The 20,475-nt window shown below is 57.3% G+C and carries 18 protein-coding genes; 5 read left to right on the top strand and 13 right to left on the bottom strand.

Annotated features, from left to right (window positions below):
* Nucleotides 1-8: 8 nt before the first annotated feature.
* Nucleotides 9-1,274, bottom strand: coding sequence for an oligosaccharide MFS transporter (locus tag ACWKXT_RS17045; protein ID WP_454532982.1), 1,266 nt, complete (start codon nucleotides 1,272-1,274; stop codon nucleotides 9-11).
* 32 nt (nucleotides 1,275-1,306) lie between these two features.
* Nucleotides 1,307-3,121, bottom strand: a complete 1,815-nt coding sequence (locus tag ACWKXT_RS17040; protein WP_454532981.1) for a DUF2264 domain-containing protein — start codon at nucleotides 3,119-3,121, stop codon at nucleotides 1,307-1,309.
* 166 nt (nucleotides 3,122-3,287) lie between these two features.
* On the opposite strand from ACWKXT_RS17040, the gene ACWKXT_RS17035 reads away from it, so the two are divergent.
* Nucleotides 3,288-4,127 carry an AraC family transcriptional regulator gene (locus ACWKXT_RS17035; RefSeq protein WP_454532980.1) on the top strand — a complete coding sequence of 280 codons (840 nt, stop codon included), beginning with the start codon at nucleotides 3,288-3,290 and terminating at the stop codon, nucleotides 4,125-4,127.
* Nucleotides 4,128-4,168: 41 nt separating this feature from the next.
* On the opposite strand, the gene ACWKXT_RS17030 is transcribed toward ACWKXT_RS17035, so the two are convergent.
* The 5 genes from ACWKXT_RS17030 to ACWKXT_RS17010 are packed head-to-tail and all read right to left on the bottom strand — an operon-like array spanning nucleotide 4,169 to nucleotide 8,830.
* The gene (locus ACWKXT_RS17030) at nucleotides 4,169-5,044 is read right to left on the bottom strand and encodes a MurR/RpiR family transcriptional regulator (protein WP_454527541.1); all 876 of its coding nucleotides are present in this window, start codon (nucleotides 5,042-5,044) and stop codon (nucleotides 4,169-4,171) included.
* A complete protein-coding gene (locus ACWKXT_RS17025) occupies nucleotides 5,041-5,991 on the bottom strand; it encodes an iron-siderophore ABC transporter substrate-binding protein (protein WP_454532979.1) in 951 nt (316 codons plus the stop codon). The genes ACWKXT_RS17030 and ACWKXT_RS17025 overlap by 4 nt, the downstream gene beginning before the upstream one ends.
* Nucleotides 5,992-6,000: 9 nt before the next feature.
* On the bottom strand, nucleotides 6,001-7,041 hold the full coding sequence (locus tag ACWKXT_RS17020; protein ID WP_454532978.1) for a FecCD family ABC transporter permease: 1,041 nt from the start codon (nucleotides 7,039-7,041) through the stop codon (nucleotides 6,001-6,003).
* Nucleotides 7,038-8,021, bottom strand: coding sequence for a FecCD family ABC transporter permease (locus tag ACWKXT_RS17015; RefSeq protein WP_454532977.1), 984 nt, complete (start codon nucleotides 8,019-8,021; stop codon nucleotides 7,038-7,040). Before ACWKXT_RS17015 ends, ACWKXT_RS17020 begins: the two co-directional genes overlap by 4 nt.
* Nucleotides 8,018-8,830, bottom strand: coding sequence for an ABC transporter ATP-binding protein (locus ACWKXT_RS17010; RefSeq protein WP_454532976.1), 813 nt, complete (start codon nucleotides 8,828-8,830; stop codon nucleotides 8,018-8,020). Before ACWKXT_RS17010 ends, ACWKXT_RS17015 begins: the two co-directional genes overlap by 4 nt.
* Before the next feature lie 384 nt (nucleotides 8,831-9,214).
* On the opposite strand from ACWKXT_RS17010, the gene ACWKXT_RS17005 reads away from it, so the two are divergent.
* Nucleotides 9,215-11,353: a TonB-dependent siderophore receptor gene (locus ACWKXT_RS17005; protein ID WP_454532975.1), complete on the top strand. Its 2,139-nt coding sequence runs from the start codon at nucleotides 9,215-9,217 to the stop codon at nucleotides 11,351-11,353.
* Nucleotides 11,354-11,456: 103 nt separating this feature from the next.
* Here ACWKXT_RS17005 and parE read toward each other — a convergent pair whose 3' ends face one another.
* Genes parE through nudF form a run of 5 tightly spaced genes read right to left on the bottom strand, consistent with a single transcriptional unit; the run spans nucleotide 11,457 to nucleotide 15,865 of the window.
* Nucleotides 11,457-13,349 (bottom strand): DNA topoisomerase IV subunit B, encoded by a 1,893-nt coding sequence (gene parE / locus ACWKXT_RS17000; RefSeq protein WP_454527547.1) that lies wholly within the window; start codon nucleotides 13,347-13,349, stop codon nucleotides 11,457-11,459.
* A gap of 28 nt (nucleotides 13,350-13,377) precedes the next feature.
* Nucleotides 13,378-13,959 carry an esterase YqiA gene (yqiA, locus tag ACWKXT_RS16995; RefSeq protein ID WP_041908103.1) on the bottom strand — a complete coding sequence of 194 codons (582 nt, stop codon included), beginning with the start codon at nucleotides 13,957-13,959 and terminating at the stop codon, nucleotides 13,378-13,380.
* Nucleotides 13,959-14,786, bottom strand: a complete 828-nt coding sequence (cpdA, locus tag ACWKXT_RS16990) for a 3',5'-cyclic-AMP phosphodiesterase (protein ID WP_080328223.1) — start codon at nucleotides 14,784-14,786, stop codon at nucleotides 13,959-13,961. Before cpdA ends, yqiA begins: the two co-directional genes overlap by 1 nt.
* Before the next feature lie 27 nt (nucleotides 14,787-14,813).
* Nucleotides 14,814-15,236 (bottom strand): DUF1249 family protein, encoded by a 423-nt coding sequence (locus tag ACWKXT_RS16985; protein WP_003862516.1) that lies wholly within the window; start codon nucleotides 15,234-15,236, stop codon nucleotides 14,814-14,816.
* Nucleotides 15,233-15,865, bottom strand: coding sequence for an ADP-ribose diphosphatase (nudF, locus tag ACWKXT_RS16980; protein WP_080328224.1), 633 nt, complete (start codon nucleotides 15,863-15,865; stop codon nucleotides 15,233-15,235). Before nudF ends, ACWKXT_RS16985 begins: the two co-directional genes overlap by 4 nt.
* A 204-nt stretch (nucleotides 15,866-16,069) precedes the next feature.
* On the opposite strand from nudF, the gene tolC reads away from it, so the two are divergent.
* The 3 genes from tolC to ACWKXT_RS16965 all read left to right on the top strand — a co-directional run bounded on the left by tolC (nucleotide 16,070) and on the right by ACWKXT_RS16965 (nucleotide 19,541).
* Nucleotides 16,070-17,551 (top strand): outer membrane channel protein TolC, encoded by a 1,482-nt coding sequence (gene tolC / locus ACWKXT_RS16975; protein ID WP_454527548.1) that lies wholly within the window; start codon nucleotides 16,070-16,072, stop codon nucleotides 17,549-17,551.
* A 161-nt stretch (nucleotides 17,552-17,712) separates the two neighbouring features.
* A complete protein-coding gene (locus ACWKXT_RS16970) occupies nucleotides 17,713-18,378 on the top strand; it encodes a DUF1190 family protein (protein ID WP_454527549.1) in 666 nt (221 codons plus the stop codon).
* 2 nt (nucleotides 18,379-18,380) lie between these two features.
* Nucleotides 18,381-19,541: a glutathionylspermidine synthase family protein gene (locus tag ACWKXT_RS16965; RefSeq protein WP_454532974.1), complete on the top strand. Its 1,161-nt coding sequence runs from the start codon at nucleotides 18,381-18,383 to the stop codon at nucleotides 19,539-19,541.
* 82 nt (nucleotides 19,542-19,623) lie between these two features.
* Here ACWKXT_RS16965 and ygiD read toward each other — a convergent pair whose 3' ends face one another.
* On the bottom strand, nucleotides 19,624-20,412 hold the full coding sequence (ygiD, locus tag ACWKXT_RS16960; RefSeq protein ID WP_454527551.1) for a 4,5-DOPA-extradiol-dioxygenase: 789 nt from the start codon (nucleotides 20,410-20,412) through the stop codon (nucleotides 19,624-19,626).
* Between the last annotated feature and the right edge of the window lie 63 nt (nucleotides 20,413-20,475).

Genomic DNA, 20,475 nt, shown 5'->3' with positions numbered 1-20,475 from the left:
CCTTGTGGTCAGCGTGATGAAGTTTCTGCTACGTTCAGCGGACGGGGGCCGCGCCATTTGCTCTGGCAGGCTGATAACGTAAAGGCAGAAATAAGGGTAAAGGTCAGCGCCGTTGCGCCCATAATGATATAGGTCTGCTCAAAACCGATGCGGTCATACATATATCCGGCAGGTGAGGAAACCACCACGTTGCCGACATAGAGCATCGCCTGATAACCGAGTAAATACATGGTGGCGTTCACGCGCTTGTCGAAATGCTCTGCGATATATTTAAATACCGACACCAGCAGCAGACAAATTTCCAGACCGTAAAGCGGCTTGAGAACGGAAATTAACAGGTGCGAGTCGCACATCCCGGAAATAATCAGCCGCGCCCCTACCACCAGCCCGACAATTAACAGCCCGCGTTTGGCGCCAATAACGTTCACGAACAGCGGAACAACCATATACATGACGAATTCCATGCCCGACTGCACGGTGCCGAGATAGCCAAACACCGCGTTGCCCTCATGAATATCATCGAAGAAGGTGACGAAATAACGTGAGAACTGCTGCTCAGCGATAAACATCATCCACGCCACGCCCGCCACGTACAGGCAAAAAGCCCAGAATTTGCGGTTACGCAGCAGGGCATACACGTCCGACGGGGCGATTTTCTCTTTCGTCAGCACCTCGCCCGCGTATGCGGAGTTAGTGTTCACTTTCAGGCTCAGCAGGACAATCAGCATCACCACCGACGCCACGCTGCCGAGAATGAAGTTATACGCCGGAGAGAGGTTAAACAGCAGGCCGGAGAAAGAGGACGCCACCGCCCAGCCGAGCGATCCCCACATACGAATTTGCCCGAACTCCATGCCGTTTAAGCGGCTGAAGCGGTCGGAATAGGATTCGCACGCCGCGACGCCCGCATACCAGGCAAAGCTTAAATAGAGCGCGCCGATAATAATCCCCAGCAGGGTATTGGACATTAACAGCGGCTGATAGACGTATATAAAAAACGGCGCCATCAGGGCCGACATGATCACTACAAAATAGAGCAGGTATTTGCTCATGCCGATCTTATCGAGAATATAGCCATAAATCGGCTTCAGAATAACGGAGAAAATACCGTTAACCGCGAAGACGGTGCCAATTACCGAACCGCTGAGATGGGCTTTTTGGCCGAGCCAGATCGCCAGCAGGCCAATACTGGCAGACCAGGTAAAAAAGTAGAGAAAAATAAAGCTGCTGATTTTGTAATATTCACTTCTGTTCGTTGTAGATGTCTTTTTCATAGCATCCTCGCCGACGTGTAGGGTCAGAATTTTTATAACGTGAACGACAGCAGACGTTCGCCTCCAGGTTCGCGGATCGCGACCTGGTTATGGGTAATATCCAGGTGCGGCGCGGCCACAATGTTGTGTTTTTCGCTGGCAATGACGGCGCAACAGAGCCAGCTCTCTCCCGGATGGAGATCGGTTGTTAACAGCGGAATGGAGGCGCACTCCGGGAACATGATGCTGCTGTTCGGCGGCGTGACGATGCTGTCCGGAAGGCGTTCAATGAAGGGCGACAGATCGACAATCGCGCTGCTGCCGTTCTCTGCCGCCAGATAGCTGCCGCGCGCGCGGATTTGGTGCCCGGTTTTCATCACGGCGAAACCACCCTCGGCCGTTTGCAGCGTGCGCGCGCTGTTAATGCGGTGCAGGCGCAAATGCCACTCGCCGAAGGGAATTTGCCAGGTTTCGATATGCACATCGTGCCACGGCGACCAGCGTGAATAGATGTAGTTTTCATCCACCCGCACCACGTCGCACTCGCGACGGCCGCGGAAATAGTTATCCCCGTCCGCCAGCAGCAGCATAGAATCACAGGCCGCATGCTTCAGGCCAAAGCGCCCGCGCTCAATGGTGAAGCCAAAGCGGCTGGAGTAGGCAAATTTGGTGTATTTCGCTTCGGTGTTAACATAGTTGTTCAGCTCCAGTTGACCGGCGGTGAGCATGATGGCGTGCTGAGAGTTCGTCGAATGCATCAGGATCTGCTGCGCGTGCGGGATGACGCGCTTTTCCGCCAGCGCGGGCAGCGGCTGTTCTTCTGCCTGCCAGAACGGATGCGTCTCCGGCAGCGCCAGAATCAGGTAGCTTTTCAGCGCCCAGTAGGGCGAGCCGGGAGAGTTATAGTCCTCACACATGGCGAGGTTTGGACAGGCAAAACCGAGGGTCAGAATGCCGTCCCGGTCGGTTATCGGCTGCTGCTGCCACCAGCGCAGATGGCGCAACACGATGCCTTTGACGATGCCCGGCGTGTACACGTCAAGTTCGGAGAAAGCGACCGCGCTCCAGAAGGCGACCATCGCAAAACGGTAGGTCAGGCTGCGGCCAAACGGTACCGATGCGCCGTCCGCGGCGGACCAGTAGATAAAATCTTCAGCGAAACGCCTCGAACGCTCGCGCAGCATCTCTGCCCTCGCCTCATCGCCGCTTAAAGTGGCGTAAATCAGACCGTAGAAGTGGAACGCCATGGAGATGTAGTAATCCTTCGGACGGCCAGGACCGTCGGAATACCAGCCGTCGCCCAGATAATAGGCCTCCATCAGCGCAAACCGCTGGTCAATGGCGGCCTGGTTATAGGGCAGCCCGGCGCGCTTAAAGCCAAGCTGGACCATGATAGCGAAGTAATTCCAGTTGCTGTCCGGCATCGGCGCATCGGTAATCTGATTGAGCCACGCGTGCAGATTCATCACTTCGCGCTCGCTGAAGAAATCGGTGAGTTTATTCCCCATCAGGGAGAGCCCCAGACCGTAGGATGCCATCTCGACCAGACGCTGATCGTACGGGCCGGTTTCGCCCCAGTAGCCTGAGCTTTGCGGATCGGTGCCGATCCTGATGGCCTCTATGTACTTTTCGCTAAACGGCGAAACATCGCCCGAAGCCAACAGCGGAAACAGCCCCCACAGCGCGCGGGAGAGCCCTTCCATCTGCGCGATATCCGTCGGATAGTGCGCGCAGGTCTCACCCAGCGAGAACCGCGAATGATTTACCGGGAATTTCTTATCCAGCGCGCCAAGTAAGGTATTCAGAGACACCACGACATCCTGGCGTGAAGACAACGGATTTGATTTTTCGTCGTTTGTCGCCCACATAGTTCCACCCTCGTCATCAATTGCGGCCAAGCATAGTGAATGCGTAAGGTGGAGAAATGTTAGCCATGTCACAGGTGAGAATGTTCAGTAAACCCGCGGTTGATAAAATTTAAAAAGGTGGTTTATAAATCTCTACCGACGGGGAAAAGTTGAGTTTTATTGCACTATGCACAACGCGCCAACATCCGATCATCTTGAGTTGATTACCTTAAACGACACAGTAGCGTCGTTCAGCCGCCTGTTTGCCAACACGGTGCGTTACCACCACTGGCATCAGTGTCTGGAAATTCTGTATGTAGAAGAAGGGTTTGGCGTCGCGATTGTCGATAATCGTCACTACACCATGCGCCCCGGACGCCTGTTTTTCTTTCCACCCTTCACCCTGCATAAAGTGAGAGTGGACGAACAGGCAGAAGCGATTTACCGGCGCACGATTATTCATCTCGACCACCATGCGGTGCTAAAGGCGTTGCGTGATTTCCCCCACACGCAGCAGCGGCTGGAGAAACTGTCGCGTCGCGGCTCAGAGGCGTGGGTGGTTGACCTGGCGCACTGCCATAGCCATGTCGATCACCTGTTCAGCTGTTATCCGCCGCCGATGACCAGCGAAAACATCGCCGGGCTGCTGATCGGCCTGTTCGCTATGTTGCCTGACGATCGTTCCGGCGCACCGGGCAGCAGCCAGGGGATCGCCAGCCAGGTGATGTTCTGGCTGGATGAGCATTATCAGGAGAAATTCCACCTTGACGCGCTGGCGGCGGAGCTGGGGAAATCTCGCAGCTATGTGTCGCGAAAATTCCATGCGGAGACGGGGGAGAAAATCCACCACTATCTGAACACGCTCCGCCTGCGTAAGGCGTGCGAATACCTGCTGCACAGCGACGCGAGCGTGCGTGAGGTTTCCGCGCGGGTGGGATTTTCTGACGTCACCTGGTTTATCAGCGCGTTTAAGAAGGGGATTGGTGAGACGCCGCTGCAGTACCGGAAGAACCATCGTGCGGTATGACGCCTCACCCCAGCCTTCTCCTTCAAAGGAGAGGGAGACAATCAACTGCTCTTCTTGCCCGGCTTTAACCCACGGTGAAGCTCGTTAATACGCTTCATCGACTTGATGGTGCGCTGCGGCTCGGTGGAGGCGACGGACAAAACAATCATCTCCAGGCACAGCAGCACCGTGCCGTGGAGAGGGATTTTGCCCTTCTCGCCGCCACGCGGGACGTGGATCACCACGCTGGCCTCTTTGCTGAATCGCGAGTCGATGGCATTGGTCAGCAAAATAGTGGGGATCCCCAGCCGTTTCGCTTCGCGTAGCGTGGTTTGTCCTTCCCGATGCGCGGATTTTTGCGCCATCATGATCAGTACATCCCCGCGCTGAAGCCCAATCAGCTGCTCGGCAAGCCCTATTCCGGTACGGTTAAGCGGCGTGGCGGGTAGCCCCATCCGGCTGAACAGCCTGGCGGTGTAGTCGGCCAGAATGCCGGACGCGCCAATCCCAAATATGGCAACCTGCCTCGCCTGCGCCAGCAGGGAGACCGCCTGCGCCATCGCGAAGCGGTTGTGGGGTTCAGACAACACTTCACAGGTGTGCTGATGCCCCTCCAGCACGAAATCAATGCTCGCATTGACGTCGCTGGTCAGCGTATTCACCGTGGTGGAGATCTTTTCGCTGGAGGTCACGACCGGGCCAAACCACTGCTCCAGCGTCTGCTTGAGATCGCGCAGCCCGGCGAAACCCAGCGCCTGGATGGCGCGAACGACGGTGGCATCCGACGTTTTAAGCAGCGTCGCGATCTCCATTGCCGTCTGCTCCATCACCGCTTCACGATTTTCATTGATATAGCGTGCCACCTGCAGCAGGCGCGGCGTGAGCTGGTGCGATCGCGAGCGAAGGCGATCGCCAAAGATGTCGACTTTTCGGCTCACCGTGACGCCTCCGGCAGCGGACGTCCGGCAATCTGCGACTGAATCTGCGCGGCCATCAGCCCTAACGAGGCGAACGAGTTCGAGATAGCCTCTTCACGCGAGATCAGCACGTAGTGCCCGGTCCGGCAGGCATTCAGGAACTGACACCAGCCCGGCATCACCGCCTCCATCGCCGCCAGCTCATCCTGCGGTTTGCCGCCGGTATCCCCTCGCCAGGTGGCGAAAACGAAATCGGCATCCAGCTCCGGCAGGCGCTCGGCGCTGACGTCAATCCGCCCTCCTTCCGGGATGGACTCAATGAGCGGCGGGAAAGAAAACCCGGCATCACGCAGCACGCGTCCGAGAGAGTGGTAGCTGTGCATGGCGTTGATTTTCCCCTGATTGGCCTGAATCACCGACACGGTTATCTTGCGGGTATCGATAGTCGCTTTCAGCGCCTTAATTTGCTCCTGATAGCGCCGCTCCAGAACTCTGAACCGCGCCTGCGTTCCCGTCAGCTGGGCCAGCTTGCGGTAGATCTCCGGCGCGCCGCCGTCGAGATGATCGATACTCACCGTTGGGGCAATTTTCTCCAGCTGTTCCACCGGGGTGTTGCGGGTCGGCTCGGTAACGATCAGGTCCGGTTTTGCGGCGGCGATGGCCTCTATGTCGATATCGGCAGTGCCGATAAATTTGATGTCGGAATTATCGAAGTCGACGCCCGTTAACATGCCGCTGGAGCGCAGAAAATGGCTGCCGTCCGGCCGCGTGCGGCCATGGCTTGCCACCGGCGGCACGCCAAGCTCAATCAGCGGAATGGTGATATCCAGATCGTGTAACGAGACGATCCGTTTTGGATGCACCGGCACCACCACCTTACGGTTCAGATCGTCAGTAAACGTCTGCGTTGGCTCCGCCGCGCTTGCAGCAAATCCCACCAGCAACAGCATTGAAAACAGTATGCGCATGTTAATCCCCTAAAATCTGTCCCGACGCTGCCAGAGCAGCAGCAGGAAAAACGGTCCGCCAGTCAGTGAAATCACAATTCCCGCCGGCAGCTGCAGCGGAAGAAACGCCAGCCGCCCGACGTTATCCGCCAGCAGCACCAGCAGCGCCCCCAGCACGGCGCTTCCCGTCAGGAGCGCGGTTTGTCCGCCTCGCAGCAGCAGGCGCGCCATATGCGGCGCAATGAGTCCGACAAAACCAATACTGCCCACGCAGGAGACGCAGGCCGCCGTCAGCACTACCGGAGCGAGAACGCGCAGCAGCGCCAGCCTGTTTGTGCGCACACCAAGGCCCGCTGCGGCGTGGTTGCCGAGTAACGCCACGTCCGCGGCGCGGGCGGTAAACAGCAGCAGCGCAAACGCGGGGGCAGCCCAGAGCGCGGCTAACCCCACCAGCGTCCAGTTTGCCGCATGCAGGCTACCCGCCAGCCACAGCATCGCCGTCTGCACGTCGCGCACGTCCGCCGTGGTCATAAAGACGCCCATTGCGGCAGCAAAGGCCCACGACACGCCGATGCCGATCAGGATGAATCGCGGACGTGAGATATCGCGCGCCAGGGCTACCACCAGCAGCGCGGTGAGCAGCCCGCCGCCCATGCCGACCAGCGGCCGCCAGGCCAGGCCCAGCGCCGGAAACTGAAATATCAGCAGCAGTACCGCCGCGCTACAGCCCTCTTTCACGCCAATAAGCCCCGGATCGGCCAGGCCATTGCGGGTAATAGACTGCATCGCCGCCCCCGCCATGCCGAGCATCGCTCCGCACAGCGCCGCCATCAGCAGGCGCGGCAGGCGGATATCCATCACGATGTAGCGCGTCTCTGACGTCAGGGTTTCTGGATAAAACAGCGCGCGCCCAATGGCGGAAGTGGGGATGGGCAGAGAGCCGTGCGTCAGGCCAAACCCCGTCAGCAGGCAGGCGGCCAGCGCCAGGATGACCAGACATGCCAGCGCCCCGGGACGAACCAGCGCCGAGAAGGTGCCAACGCGCAACGCACGAAGTCCGGCGCGGTTCATTTAAACATCCTCGAGGCCATGAAGATAAAGACCGGGGCGCCAACCAGCGCGGTCATGATGCCGGTTGCCAGCTCCCAGGGCGAAAACAGCGTGCGGGCAGCGATATCCGCGAGCAGCAGAACCAGCGCCCCGCACAGTGCAGACAGCGGCACCATCACGCGCAGATCGACCGACACCAGACGGCGAACGAGCTGCGGCACCACGAGGCCGATAAAGCCGATCGGCCCGGCGATGGAGACCGCCGCACCGCAGAGCAGCGCGATGGCCAGCAGGGCGAGCAGCCGTATTTTAAGCAGCGATACGCCAAGCCCCTGCGCCATCCTGTCGCCCAGCGCCAGCATGTTGAGCGACGGCGACAGCCAGAGCGCCAGCGCAAAACCCACGGAAGCCACTCCTGTGGCAGCGGCGATCGTTTCGCCGCTAACCCCCGCCAAATCCCCCGCCAGCCAGGTGCGCATGGTGAGCAGCGTCTGTTCATCAAGAATAAGCACCGTGGCGGTAATCGACGAAGCAAACGCCGACATCGCCACGCCGCACAGGGTGACTTTCATCGGCGTCAGCCCGGTGCGACCGGAAGAGGAGAACGTGAGTACCAGCAGAAACAGCGCCGCGGCTCCGGCTGCGGCAATCAGCGGGCGACCAGACGGCAGCGTCATCCCCAGCGCGCTCGTCAGCACTACCGCGAGCGCCGCCCCGGCGTTAAGCCCCAGAATATGCGGTTCGCCGAGCGGGTTGCGGATCACGGATTGCAGCAGCACGCCCGCCACGCCGAGCGCGGCGCCTGTCACCATCGCGGCGCAGAGGCGCAGCAGTCTGAGTTTGATGATGATGTTATGGTCGAAATTGCGCGGGTCGAAGTGGAGGAAAGCCTCCACCACCGTTTGCGGGGCGATAAAGCGTGCGCCGATCCCCAGATGGGCAATCGCGCCCGTTACCAGCAGCAGGGCGAACATGAGGAAAGCCAGAGAGGTGCGAATCATGGCTGTGGGTTGCTCTGGCGAAACGGCATAAAGAATGGTTTACCGGTCAGCGGATTGTTGGACATATGCACGTCGACATCGAACACCGATTTAATCAGCTCCGGCGTGCAGACGTCGCCCTCATGCAATACGCCCTCCACTTTTCCCTGGCGTAAAAAGACCAGCGAATCTCCGTAGTTCACGGCGAAGTTCAGATCGTGCAGCACCACCACCACGGTACGTCCGTGCTCACGCGTCAGCGTATGCAACAGCTCGAGGATCTCTACCTGGTAGCGAAGATCGAGGAACGTCGTGGGCTCATCCAGCAGGATGTACGGCGTTTGCTGCGCCAGCGCCATGGCGATCCAGCAGCGCTGGCGCTGGCCGCCGGAGAGGCTTTCGACGGGCATGTGGGCAAACTCAGCCGTGCCGGTCAGGCGCAGGGCCTCTTCCACCGCCTGCTCGTCCTCGTCGCTCCACTGGCGCATAAAGTTCTGCCAGGGAAAACGCCCGCGCGAGACCAGCTCAAAAACGGTTAACCCTTCCGGCAGCAGCGGAGACTGCGGCAGGATGCCAAGCTGGCGGGCGACGGCTTTGGTCGGCTGCGCGTGGATTGCCTTGCCGTCGAGAATGGCCGCGCCGCCAAGCGGCTGGAGCAAACGCGCAATGGTGCTCAGCAGCGTGGATTTTCCGCAGCCGTTCGCGCCCACCAGAACGGTGATTTTCTGCTGTGGGATCGCAAGGGAGATATCATCGACGATGATTTTTTTCTGATAACCGGCAGAAAGATTCTCCAGAACCAGCCCCGGTTTTGTCGTGTTGTGAGCCACGTGCATGCCAACGTAATAAAAATGGGAAACAAATATAAATAAAAATCATTCTCTTTTGAGAGTTTGAGGCCGCGCCATGTAGTAGTCAAGAGAAGAAACACCCTGAATAAACCAGGGATAACTAAGCACGACTACGGTAAGCAACATACAGATAACTTCAATTTCATCAAAGAGATAGTTATTTAAATTCGCACTTCGCCGCTGCGTTTAATTCATGTAGTCGATTTTTAGCTTTTTTCATTTACTACTACACTTCCGCATGATTGAATGATTCTCAATTACATGTTCGATGCCGTCTCTGGCTAACGAGCAGATCTTAAAGGGCAATGACTCACACGTTCTTCCGTGAAGGTGATTCACGGATATTTCGGGATAACAGATGTAATGGCTACGTTCACACCTTCACTCTCTGGGGTAAAAGGGCGCGCGCTCTTCTCACTGCTGTTTATGGCGCCGCTGGTGCAGGCAGCAGACACCACGGCTAAAGACGGCGAAACGCTTACCGTCACCGCCGATCCAAATGCTACGACGGAAGCCACTCACGGTTACCAGCCGCTGAACACCTCCACCGCCACGCTGACCAACATGCCGATGCTGGATATCCCGCAGGTGGTGAATACCGTCAGCGATAAGGTGCTGGAGGATCAGCACGCCACCACGCTGGATGAAGCGCTGTATAACGTCAGCAACGTGGTGCAGACCAACACCCTGGGCGGCACGCAGGATGCCTTTGTGCGCCGCGGATTCGGCGCAAACCGCGACGGCTCGATCATGACCAACGGCCTGCGCACCGTCCTGCCGCGCAGCTTTAATGCCGCAACCGAACGCGTGGAAGTGCTGAAAGGCCCGGCCTCGACGCTGTATGGCATTCTCGATCCCGGCGGCCTGATTAACGTCGTCACGAAGCGCCCGGAGAAAACCTTCGGCGGCTCGATTTCTGCCACCTCTTCCAGCTTTGGCGGCGGTACCGGACAGGTTGATGTTACTGGCCCGATTGACGGCACGCGCCTGGCGTATCGCCTGACGGGTGAATATCAGGACGAGGATTACTGGCGCGACTTCGGCAATGAACGCAGCACATTTATCGCCCCGTCGCTGACGTGGTTCGGCGACGATGCCACCGTGACCGTGCTCTATTCGCATCGCGACTATAAAACGCCGTTCGATCGCGGAACGATCTTCGATCTCAACACTAAAAAGGCCGTCGACGTCGATCGCAAAACCCGCTTTGACGAGCCGTTTAACGTGACCGACGGGCAGTCCGATCTCGCTCAGCTCAACGCGGAATACCGCCTCAACAGCCAGTGGACCGCAAAGTTCGACTACAGCTACAGCCAGGATAAATACAACGATAACCAGGCCCGCGTCATGGCCTACGATTCAAAAACCGGCACCCTGACCCGCCGCGTGGATGCGACCCAGGGCTCGACCCAGCGTATGCACAGCACCCGTGCGGATCTTCAAGGCAACGTGGATATTGCGGGCTTTTACAATGAGATCCTCACCGGCGTGTCGTATGAAAATTACGATCTGCTGCGCACGGACATGATGCGCTGTAAGAACGTTAAAGGCTTCAATATCTACCATCCGGTCTACGGCAAACTCGACGAGTGTACAACCGTCTCCGCCCCTGACAGCGACCAGACGCTCAGGCAGGAGAGCTACTCGGCCTACGCCCAGGATGCCCTGTACCTGACGGATAAATGGATCGCCGTCGCCGGGCTGCGCTACCAGTATTACACCCAGTACGCGGGCAAAGGCCGCCCGTTTAACGTCAATACCGACAGCCGCGACGAGCAGTGGACGCCGAAGCTGGGGCTGGTTTACAAACTGACGCCATCCGTCTCGCTGTTTGCCAACTATTCCCAGACGTTTATGCCGCAGTCGTCCATTGCGAGCTACATTGGCGACCTGCCGCCGGAAACTTCAAACGCGTACGAAGTGGGCGCAAAATTTGACCTGTTCGACGGCATTACTGCCAACATCGCGCTGTTTGATATTCACAAGCGCAACGTGCTGTATAACGAAAGCATCGGGGGTGAGACCATCGCCAAAACGGCAGGCCGCGTGCGCTCTCAGGGCGTGGAGGTGGATGTTGCAGGGTCATTGACCGAAAACACCAATATTATTGCCAGCTACGGCTATACCGACGCGAAGGTGCTGGAAGATCCGGACTATGCCGGCAAACCGCTGCCGAACGTGCCGCGCCATACTGGCTCCCTGTTCCTGACCTACGATATTCACAATGCGTTTGCCGGAAATACCCTGACGCTCGGCGGCGGCGGGCACGGCGTGAGCCGTCGCTCAGCGACCAACGGGGCGGATTATTATCTGCCGGGCTATTTCGTGGCGGATGCGTTTGCGGCGTATAAGATGAAGCTGCAGTATCCGGTGACGCTGCAGGTGAACGTGAAAAACCTGTTTGATAAGACTTACTACACCTCGTCTATCGCGACCAACAACCTGGGCAACCAGATTGGCGATCCGCGCGAAGTGCAGCTGACGGTGAAGATGGAGTTTTGATGTCAGTCCGGGGTGTTCCCCTCACCCCAGCCCTCTCCCCAAAGGGGAGAGGGTGTTTTAAGTCCCCTCTCCCCTTTGGGGAGAGGGTTAGGGTGAGGGGACATCAGGCCTCAATATCCGCCATATCGCCTTTCTCCTGCAGCCAGTTACGTCGGTCTTCAGAACGCTTCTTGGCAAGGAGCATATCCATCATGGCGTTGGTTTGCTGCTCGTCTTCGTCACTGATGGTCAGCTGTACCAGGCGGCGCGTGTTCGGATCCAGCGTCGTTTCACGCAGCTGCATCGGGTTCATCTCGCCCAGCCCTTTAAAGCGCTGCACGTTTGGTTTGCCCTTCTTACGCTTGAGCTGCTCCAGCACGCCCGCTTTCTCTTCTTCCGTCAGCGCGTAGTAAACCTCTTTGCCAAGGTCGATACGGTAGAGCGGTGGCAGCGCCACGTGGACGTGACCGTTTTTCACCAGCGTGCGGAAGTGCTTCACGAACAGCGCGCACAGCAGCGTGGCGATGTGCAGACCATCGGAGTCCGCATCCGCGAGAATACAGATCTTGCCGTAGCGCAGCTGGCTCAGATCGTCGCTGTCCGGATCGATACCGATAGCCACCGAGATATCATGCACTTCCTGCGAGGCCAGCACTTCGTCTGAAGAAACTTCCCAGGTGTTCAGGATCTTACCCTTGAGCGGCATGATCGCCTGATATTCACGATCGCGCGCCTGCTTGGCCGATCCGCCCGCCGAATCCCCTTCCACGAGGAACAGCTCGGTACGGTTGAGATCCTGCGCGGTACAGTCCGCCAGCTTGCCCGGCAGCGCAGGGCCGCTGGTCAGCTTTTTACGCACCACTTTCTTGGCGGCACGCAGACGACGCTGAGCGCTGGAGATCGCCATTTCCGCCAGCATCTCTGCCGCCTGGACGTTCTGGTTCAGCCACAGGGTAAACGCATCTTTCACCACGCCGGAGACGAACGCCGCGCACTGGCGCGATGACAGACGCTCTTTGGTCTGCCCGGCAAACTGCGGATCCTGCATCTTCACGGAAAGGACGTAGGCGCAGCGGTCCCAGATATCTTCCGCCGACAGCTTGACGCCGCGCGGCAGAATGTTGCGGTATTCGCAGAACTCGCGCATCGCGTCCAGCAGCCCCTGACGCAGGCCGTTGACGTGCGTACCGCCGAGCATGGTTGGGATCAGGTTGACGTAGCTTTCGGTCAGCAGCTCGCCGCCTTCCGGCAGCCACAGCAGCGCCCAGTCTACGGCTTCGGTATCGCCGTTAAAGTTACCGACGAACGGTTTTTCCGGCAGCGTTGGCAGGCCGTTTACCGCTTCGCACAGGTAGTCGTTCAGACCATCGGCGTAGCACCAGGTTTGTTCGGTATTATTAACGTGGTCTTTAAACGTGATTTCCACGCCCGGGCACAGCACCGCTTTGGCTTTCAGCAGGTGCGTCAGGCGAGAAACGGAAAAGCGCGGGCTGTCGAAAAAGCTTTCGTCAGGCCAGAAGTGGACGCTGGTGCCGGTGTTGCGTTTGCCGCACGTGCCGACAACCTGCAGATCCTGCACCTTCTCGCCGTTTTCAAACGCAATGTTGTAGACCTGGCCGTCACGACGGACGTTCACTTCCACGCGCTTTGACAGGGCGTTAACCACGGAGATCCCCACGCCGTGCAAGCCGCCGGAGAACTGGTAGTTTTTGTTGGAGAACTTACCGCCCGCATGCAGACGGCAGAGGATCAGCTCAACGGCAGGCACGCCCTCTTCCGGGTGGATATCCACCGGCATGCCGCGGCCGTCGTCGATGACTTCCAGCGACTGATCGGCATGCAGGATAACGTCAACGCGTTTGGCATGGCCCGCCAGCGCTTCGTCCACACTGTTATCAATAACTTCCTGGCCCAGATGGTTTGGGCGCGTCGTATCGGTGTACATCCCCGGGCGGCGGCGAACCGGCTCAAGCCCGGTGAGGACCTCAATGGCATCAGCGTTATAGGTTTGCGTCATGATTTAAACTAGCAATTCGCATTGATTGTCAGTGGCTGTGCAGTCCAAGAAAATCGACAATCTGGGTGAAATGATCCTCAAAGCCCGTGAAAGCATGATTTCCGCCCTCTTCTATAGTCTGGCGGCAGGAGGCGTAATACGCCACTGCCTGGCGGTAATCCAGCACTTCATCACCCGTCTGTTGCAGCAGCCAGATGAGATCCGGCGCTTCAAGCGGGTCGACCTGCATAACTTTGAGATCGTAAATATGGCGTGACTCTAGCACATATTGCTGCCCGGTGTAGGGGTTCTCGTTTTCGCCAAGAAAGTCCCTCAGCAGCTCAAATGGCCGTACCGCCGGATTAACCACAACCGCGGGCAGCATAAAGCATTGCGAGAGCCAGGTGGCGTAGTATCCACCCAGCGACGAGCCGACCACACCAAAGGATTCACCGCCGTGCTCAAGCACGATCGATTCGAGCATTTCCGCCGCCTCCGCCGGATAAGGCGGCAGCTGCGGGATAATCATCTCAACGTGGGGGTGATGCTCGCTCAGCCACTGGCGAAACTGTGTCGCTTTTGCGGAGCGCGGCGAGCTGTTGAATCCGTGCAGATAAAGGAGCGTAGACATCAGTAGCCTTCTGAAGCGGTATCCGGGCGGAACTCTGCGCCTGCCAGACGGCAGACTTCCGTGGTCAGCGTGCCGTCGGCATGCAGTTCCAGCCAGCGCCAGCCTGGCGCGATAGTATCCAGCGTAAAGTTGGCGCAGTGCGGTTTAAACTGCACGCAGGTTGACGGCGTCGCCAGCATGCGGCGTCCGTTCCAGTCGAGATCCTGTTCCTGATGAATGTGTCCGCACAGCAGATTTTTCACCCGCGGGTATTTGGCCAGCACGCTATCCAGCGCCGCAGAGTTACGCAGGCTGTGCTGATCGAGCCAGCTGCAGCCCGCCGGCAGCGGATGATGATGGAGCAACAGCAGTGTGTGACGTTCAGGTTCGGCAGCCAGTTTGGTCTCCAGCCAGTCGAGCTGGAACTCGCTTAACTCACCGTGCGGGACGCCAAATACCTGGCTGTCCAGCAGCAGGATCTGCCACTGTTCACCTGCAAATACGCATTTTGCCGGAGAAATCCCCGCATCCTGCAGGGAGCTGTACATTGCAGGCTGGAAATCGTGGTTTCCGGGCAGCCAGACGCAAGGCACGCTAAAGCTCGCGATGCCTTCAGCAAAATGCTGGTAGGCCGCGGAGGACTGGTCCTGCGCCAGATCGCCCGTTGCGACAATCAGATCGCATGCACGGTTTTCAGCGTGAATGGCGCTTAGTACCGCCTGATAACTCTCCCAGGTGTTGACCCCCAGCAAAGTCTCATGCTTTTCGGCAAAAAGGTGGGTATCGGTGATTTGTAATATCCTGACTGGCGCCCCACCAGCAACAGTCAGGTTCAACAGGCTTTCCAAATGGTGTCCTTAGGTAGGTTTATGACGCTAACAAACCGGAATCGCCATTGCTCCATGTGCTAAACAATATCTTAGCCAGTCGGCTAAAAACTGGTTAATTTGATGCTTTTCGTCGCGTTGATGCAACTTTTTATTCGGGTAATCATACCGCGCCTTGAAGCGAAAGATCTGCTGACTTGAACACACTTCAGCGACCATCGCGTCATGATAGAGGCGCACCGTCATTGACGGCAGGCTCCAGTAGCTAATGCTGGGCGCTGTTTGTTCTATTTCCACCAGCGTAGTGTAGCGCGTTGATTCTGTTATCGTTAACCGATACTGCGCGTTGCTCACCTGATAGCTTACCGTTTCGCCGGGTGCGTCGTTTCTCGGCAGCAGGCGGCGCAACTGTGCAAAATTGGTTTCGCACAGGCGCATCATTTCTGGGAAGTCAGGCGTATAGCGCTTCATTTTTTCCACTCGTGTCGTAATGTCTGATAATGCAGCTGCAGCCATTGCAGGGCGATGACAGATGCTGCGTTGTCGATTTTCCCCTCTTCTACCCACTGATAAGCCTGTTCCCGGCTCACCACATGAACCCGAATATCTTCGTTTTCATCAGCCAGACCATGAATCCCTTCCGCCGTCGTGGCGTCCACTTCGCCCACCATAATGGACAAGCGCTCGCTGGTGCCTCCGGGGCTTGCCAGATAACTCAACACCGGCTTTGTGCGGCCCACCACCAGCCCGGCCTCTTCCAGCGCCTCGCGACGGGCGACATCTTCGACCGACTCGCCCTCTTCAATCATCCCGGCCACCATCTCCAGTAACCACGGGCTTTCGCTGGTGTCATACGCGGCGATACGGATCTGCTCCACCAGGACCACTTCATCTCGCACTGGGTCAAAGGGTAGCAAGACAGCCGCATGCCCGCGCTCAAATATTTCACGTCGGATTTCGCCGCTCATTTCACCGTTAAACAGGCGATGCCTGAAACGGTAAAGATCCATTGAAAAAAAACCGCTATAAAGCGTTTCTCGTGCAATAATTTCTACATCGTTTTTGGCGAATGTCACGGGCAACTTTTCTGGTTTTTGCATGAGTCGAGTCCTGGTAGCAATGGTGATGAAATTGTGAATTTCAAGGCTGTTTGGCTGCCGTTTGTAAGGCTATATGGTAGATTGGTGCAAATTACCGCCAGATGGCACGTAACGCCAACCTTTTGGTGTGGATGATTCTGTTAGAATCGGCAATTATTTTTTAATTAGATCAGCGCTAATACTGCTTCACAACAAGGAATGCAAATGAAGAAATTGCTCCCCATCCTTATCGGCCTGAGCCTGACGGGCTTCAGTGCAATGAGCCAGGCGGAAAACCTGTTACAGGTCTACCAGCAGGCACGTCTGGGCAACCCTGATTTACGTAAATCAGCGGCCGATCGTGATGCTGCGTTTGAAAAGATTAACGAAGCGCGTAGCCCGCTGCTGCCGCAGTTAGGTTTAGGTGCAGATTATACCTACAGCAATGGTTTCCGCGACGCTAACGGCGTTAACTCCAATGCTACCAGCGCCTCACTGCAATTAACACAGACGCTGTTTGATATGTCTAAATGGCGTACCCTGACCCTGCAGGAAAAGACCGCGGGCATCCAGGATGTGACCTATCAGACCGACCAGCAGACGCTGATCCTGAACACGGCCACCGCATACTTCAACGTGCTGAGCGCCATTGACGCGCTCTCTTACACCGAAGCGCAGAAACAGGCCATTTACCGCCAGTTAGATCAAACCACCCAGCGCTTCAACGTGGGCCTGGTGGCGATCACCGACGTGCAGAACGCCCGTTCACAGTACGACACCGTGCTGGCTAACGAGGTAACTGCGCGTAACAACCTCGACAACGCGCTGGAATCCCTGCGTCAGGTCACCGGTAACTACTACCCTGAGCTGGCGTCCCTGAATGTGGACAGCTTCAAAACGGATAAACCGCAGGCTGTTAACGCCCTGCTGAAAGAGGCGGAAAACCGCAACCTGACGTTGCTGCAGGCGCGTCTGAGCCAGGACCTGGCACGCGAGCAAATTCGTCAGGCGCAGGACGGCCACCTGCCGACCCTGAGCCTGAGCGCGTCAACCGGTGTCTCTGATACCAGCTATAGCGGCTCTAAAACCAACTCTTCCCAACAATATGACGACAGCAATGTTGGTCAGAACAAAGTGGGTCTGAGCTTCTCCCTGCCGCTGTACCAGGGCGGTATGGTGAATTCCCAGGTGAAACAGGCGCAGTACAACTTTGTTGGCGCGAGCGAGCAGCTGGAAAGCGCACATCGTAATGTGGTGCAAACCGTGCGTTCTTCCTTCAACAACGTGAACGCTTCAATCAGCAGCATCAACGCCTATAAACAGGCCGTGGTGTCTGCACAGAGCTCTCTGGACGCGATGGAAGCCGGTTACTCCGTCGGTACACGTACTATCGTTGACGTGCTGGACGCGACCACCACGCTGTACAACGCGAAACAGCAGCTCTCCAGCGCGCGTTACCAGTACCTGATTAACCAGCTGAATATCAAGCAGGCTCTGGGTACACTGAACGAGCAGGATCTGCAGATGCTGAACAGCACGCTGGGCAAACCGGTTTCAACGTCGCCAGAAAGCGTCGCGCCAGAGAACCCGGATCAGGTTGCCGCCGTTGATAACTTCAATGCAAACGGCAGCGCGCCAGCTGCACAGCCAGCGGCAGCACGTACCACTACGTCCGCCAGCAAAGGCACTAATCCGTTCCGTAACTAAGATTGTTATCACGCCCTCTCTCACCAGGAGAGGGCGCATCTAAATCACACCCGAACGTAAGCCAACGTAAAGATCCCCCTGATTCCACCCCTCTTCGCTTCATTTTCAACCACTCATCCTCTATCCTGAGCGTTATTACCACTGGGTCCTGGAAGACAAATATGAAACGGACAAAAATGATTAATCACGCGTCGTTCCGCAAAAGCTGGAACGCACGCCATCTCACCCCTGTCGCATTTGCGATCACCGCTGTGTTTATGCTGGCGGGCTGTGAGCAGAGCGACGAAACGGTCTCGATGTACCAAAACGCGGACGACTGTTCGGCTGCCACCGGTAAAGCCGCAGAGTGTACGACTGCGTATAACAGCGCCCTGAAAGAAGCGGAACGTACCGCGCCAAAATATGCATCACGTGAAGATTGCGTAGCGGAGTTCGGTGAAGGCCAGTGCCAGCAGACTCCTGCTCAGGCGGGCATGGCACCAGAAAATCAGGCGCAGGCACAGTCCAGCGGTAGCTTCTGGATGCCGTTAATGGCGGGTTATATGATGGGCCGTCTGATGAGCGGCGGCGCGGGCTACCAGCAGCAGCCGCTCTTTAGCTCGAAAAACCCTAACAGCCCTGCTTACGGTAAATACACCGACGCCAGCGGTAAAAGCTACGGCGCAGCAACGCCTGGCCGCACAACGACCGTGCCGAAAACCGCAATGGCGCCGAAGCCTGCAACCACCAGCACCATCACCCGCGGTGGGTTCGGTGAGTCTGTGGCGAAACAGACCAGCATGCAGCGTAGTGCAGCAGGCACTTCTACTCGCTCAATGGGCGGCTGATCATGGAACGAGTCAGTATCACCGAGCGCCCGGACTGGCGCGAGAAAGCCACCGAATACGGTTTTAACTTTCACACTATGTACGGCGAGCCGTACTGGTGTGAAGATGCTTACTACAAGCTCACGCTCGCTCAGGTGGAAAAGCTTGAAGAGGTGACAGCAGAATTGCACCAGATGTGCCTGAAAGTGGTGGAAAAAGTCATCAACAGCGATGAACTGATGACCAAATTCCGCATTCCTAAGCACACCTGGAGCTTCGTCCGTCAGTCGTGGAAAACGAATCAGCCTTCGCTCTACTCTCGCCTGGATCTGGCGTGGGACGGCGTGGGTGAACCTAAGCTTCTGGAAAACAACGCGGATACGCCAACCTCGCTTTACGAAGCGGCGTTCTTCCAGTGGATTTGGCTGGAAGATCAGATGAACGCCGGAAACCTGCCGGAAGGCAGCGACCAGTTCAATAGCCTGCAGGAAAAGCTGATTGAGCGTTTTGTCGAGCTGCGCGAGCAGTTTGGCTTCAACCTGCTGCATCTTGCCTGCTGTCGTGACACGGAAGAAGATCGCGGTACGGTTCAGTATCTGCAGGACTGCGCTGCCGAAGCGGAAGTGGCGACTGAATTCCTCTATATCGAAGATATCGGTCTGGGTGAAAAAGGTCAGTTTACGGACATGCAGGATCAGGTGATCAGCAACCTGTTCAAGCTCTATCCGTGGGAATACATGCTGCGCGAGATGTTTTCTACCAAACTGGAAGACGCGGGCGTGCGCTGGCTGGAACCGGCGTGGAAGAGCATTATCTCCAATAAAGCCCTGCTGCCGATGCTGTGGGAGATGTTCCCGAACCACCCGAACCTGCTGCCTGCGTATTTTGCCGAAGATGAATTCCCGCCGATGGAGAAATACGTCGTTAAGCCGATTTTCTCCCGCGAAGGGGCAAACGTCTCCATCATAGAAAACGGTAAAACGCTGGAAGCCGTTGAAGGGCCGTATGGCGAAGAAGGGATGATTGTCCAGGAGTTTTATCAGCTGCCGAAGTTTGGTGACAGCTATACGCTGATCGGTAGCTGGCTGATTAACGATCGGCCTGCCGGGATTGGCATTCGCGAAGATCGCGCGCTGATCACCCAGGATCTGTCGCGGTTTTATCCGCATATTTTTATTGAGTAAGACTTGCCCGGTGGCGCTACGCTTACCGGGCCTACGCGCGACATGTAGGCCGGGTAAGGCGAAGCCGCCACCCGGCATGTTTTTACCCCACCTGCACCGACAGCATACTCAAGCTCCCCATCTCAATACCATCAACCGGAATGGTAATCGGCTCCTGACCGTCCCATGCGCCTAATACATAAAGCAGCGGCAGGAAGTGTTCCGCCGTCGGGTTAGAGAGCGAGCCGCCTTCGTGATCCAGATAGTTCACCAGCGGATGCGCCTCACTCGGGCCTTGCCACGTCAGGTTTGCTTTGACGTAGTCGTTAAACGAGGTTGCCCACGGGTACGGCGTGTTCTCACCGTGCCAGCGTGCCGTACGCAGGTTATGCACCACGTTGCCACTCGCCACCAGCATGATGCCTTCATCACGCAGGGTTGCCAGCTTGCGGCCCATCTCCAGATGCCAGGCGGCAGGTTTGGTGCTGTCGATGCTCAACTGCACCATTGGGATATCGGCATCCGGGTACATCTTAATCAGCACGCCCCACGAGCCATGGTCAAAGCCCCAGGCTTCTTTGTCCAGCGCCACCGGAACAGGTGCGAGCAGCTCTACCAGCCGCTGTGCCAGCGCAGGCGAGCCGGGAGCCGGATAATGCGTGTCATACAGCGCCTGCGGGAAACCGCCGAAATCATGAATAGTCTTAGGCGCTTCCATGGCCGTCACGCCAGTGCCACGGGTGAACCAGTGCGCGGACACCACCACAATCGCCTTCGGTCGCGGCAACGTCTCGCCCAGATGACGCCAGGCGCGGGTATAGACGTTATCTTCCAGAACGTTCATTGGGCTGCCATGGCCTAAAAACAGTGCTGGCATACGAGAAGAAGACATGGTGATATCCTTAGAGAAGGTGTCAATTTGATGGTTCTACATTACGCGCATTCAGGTGAAGAT

The sequence above is a fragment of the Enterobacter sp. UPMP701 genome (genome assembly GCF_053709515.1).
This window is presented reverse-complemented; position numbering and strand designations above follow the sequence as displayed.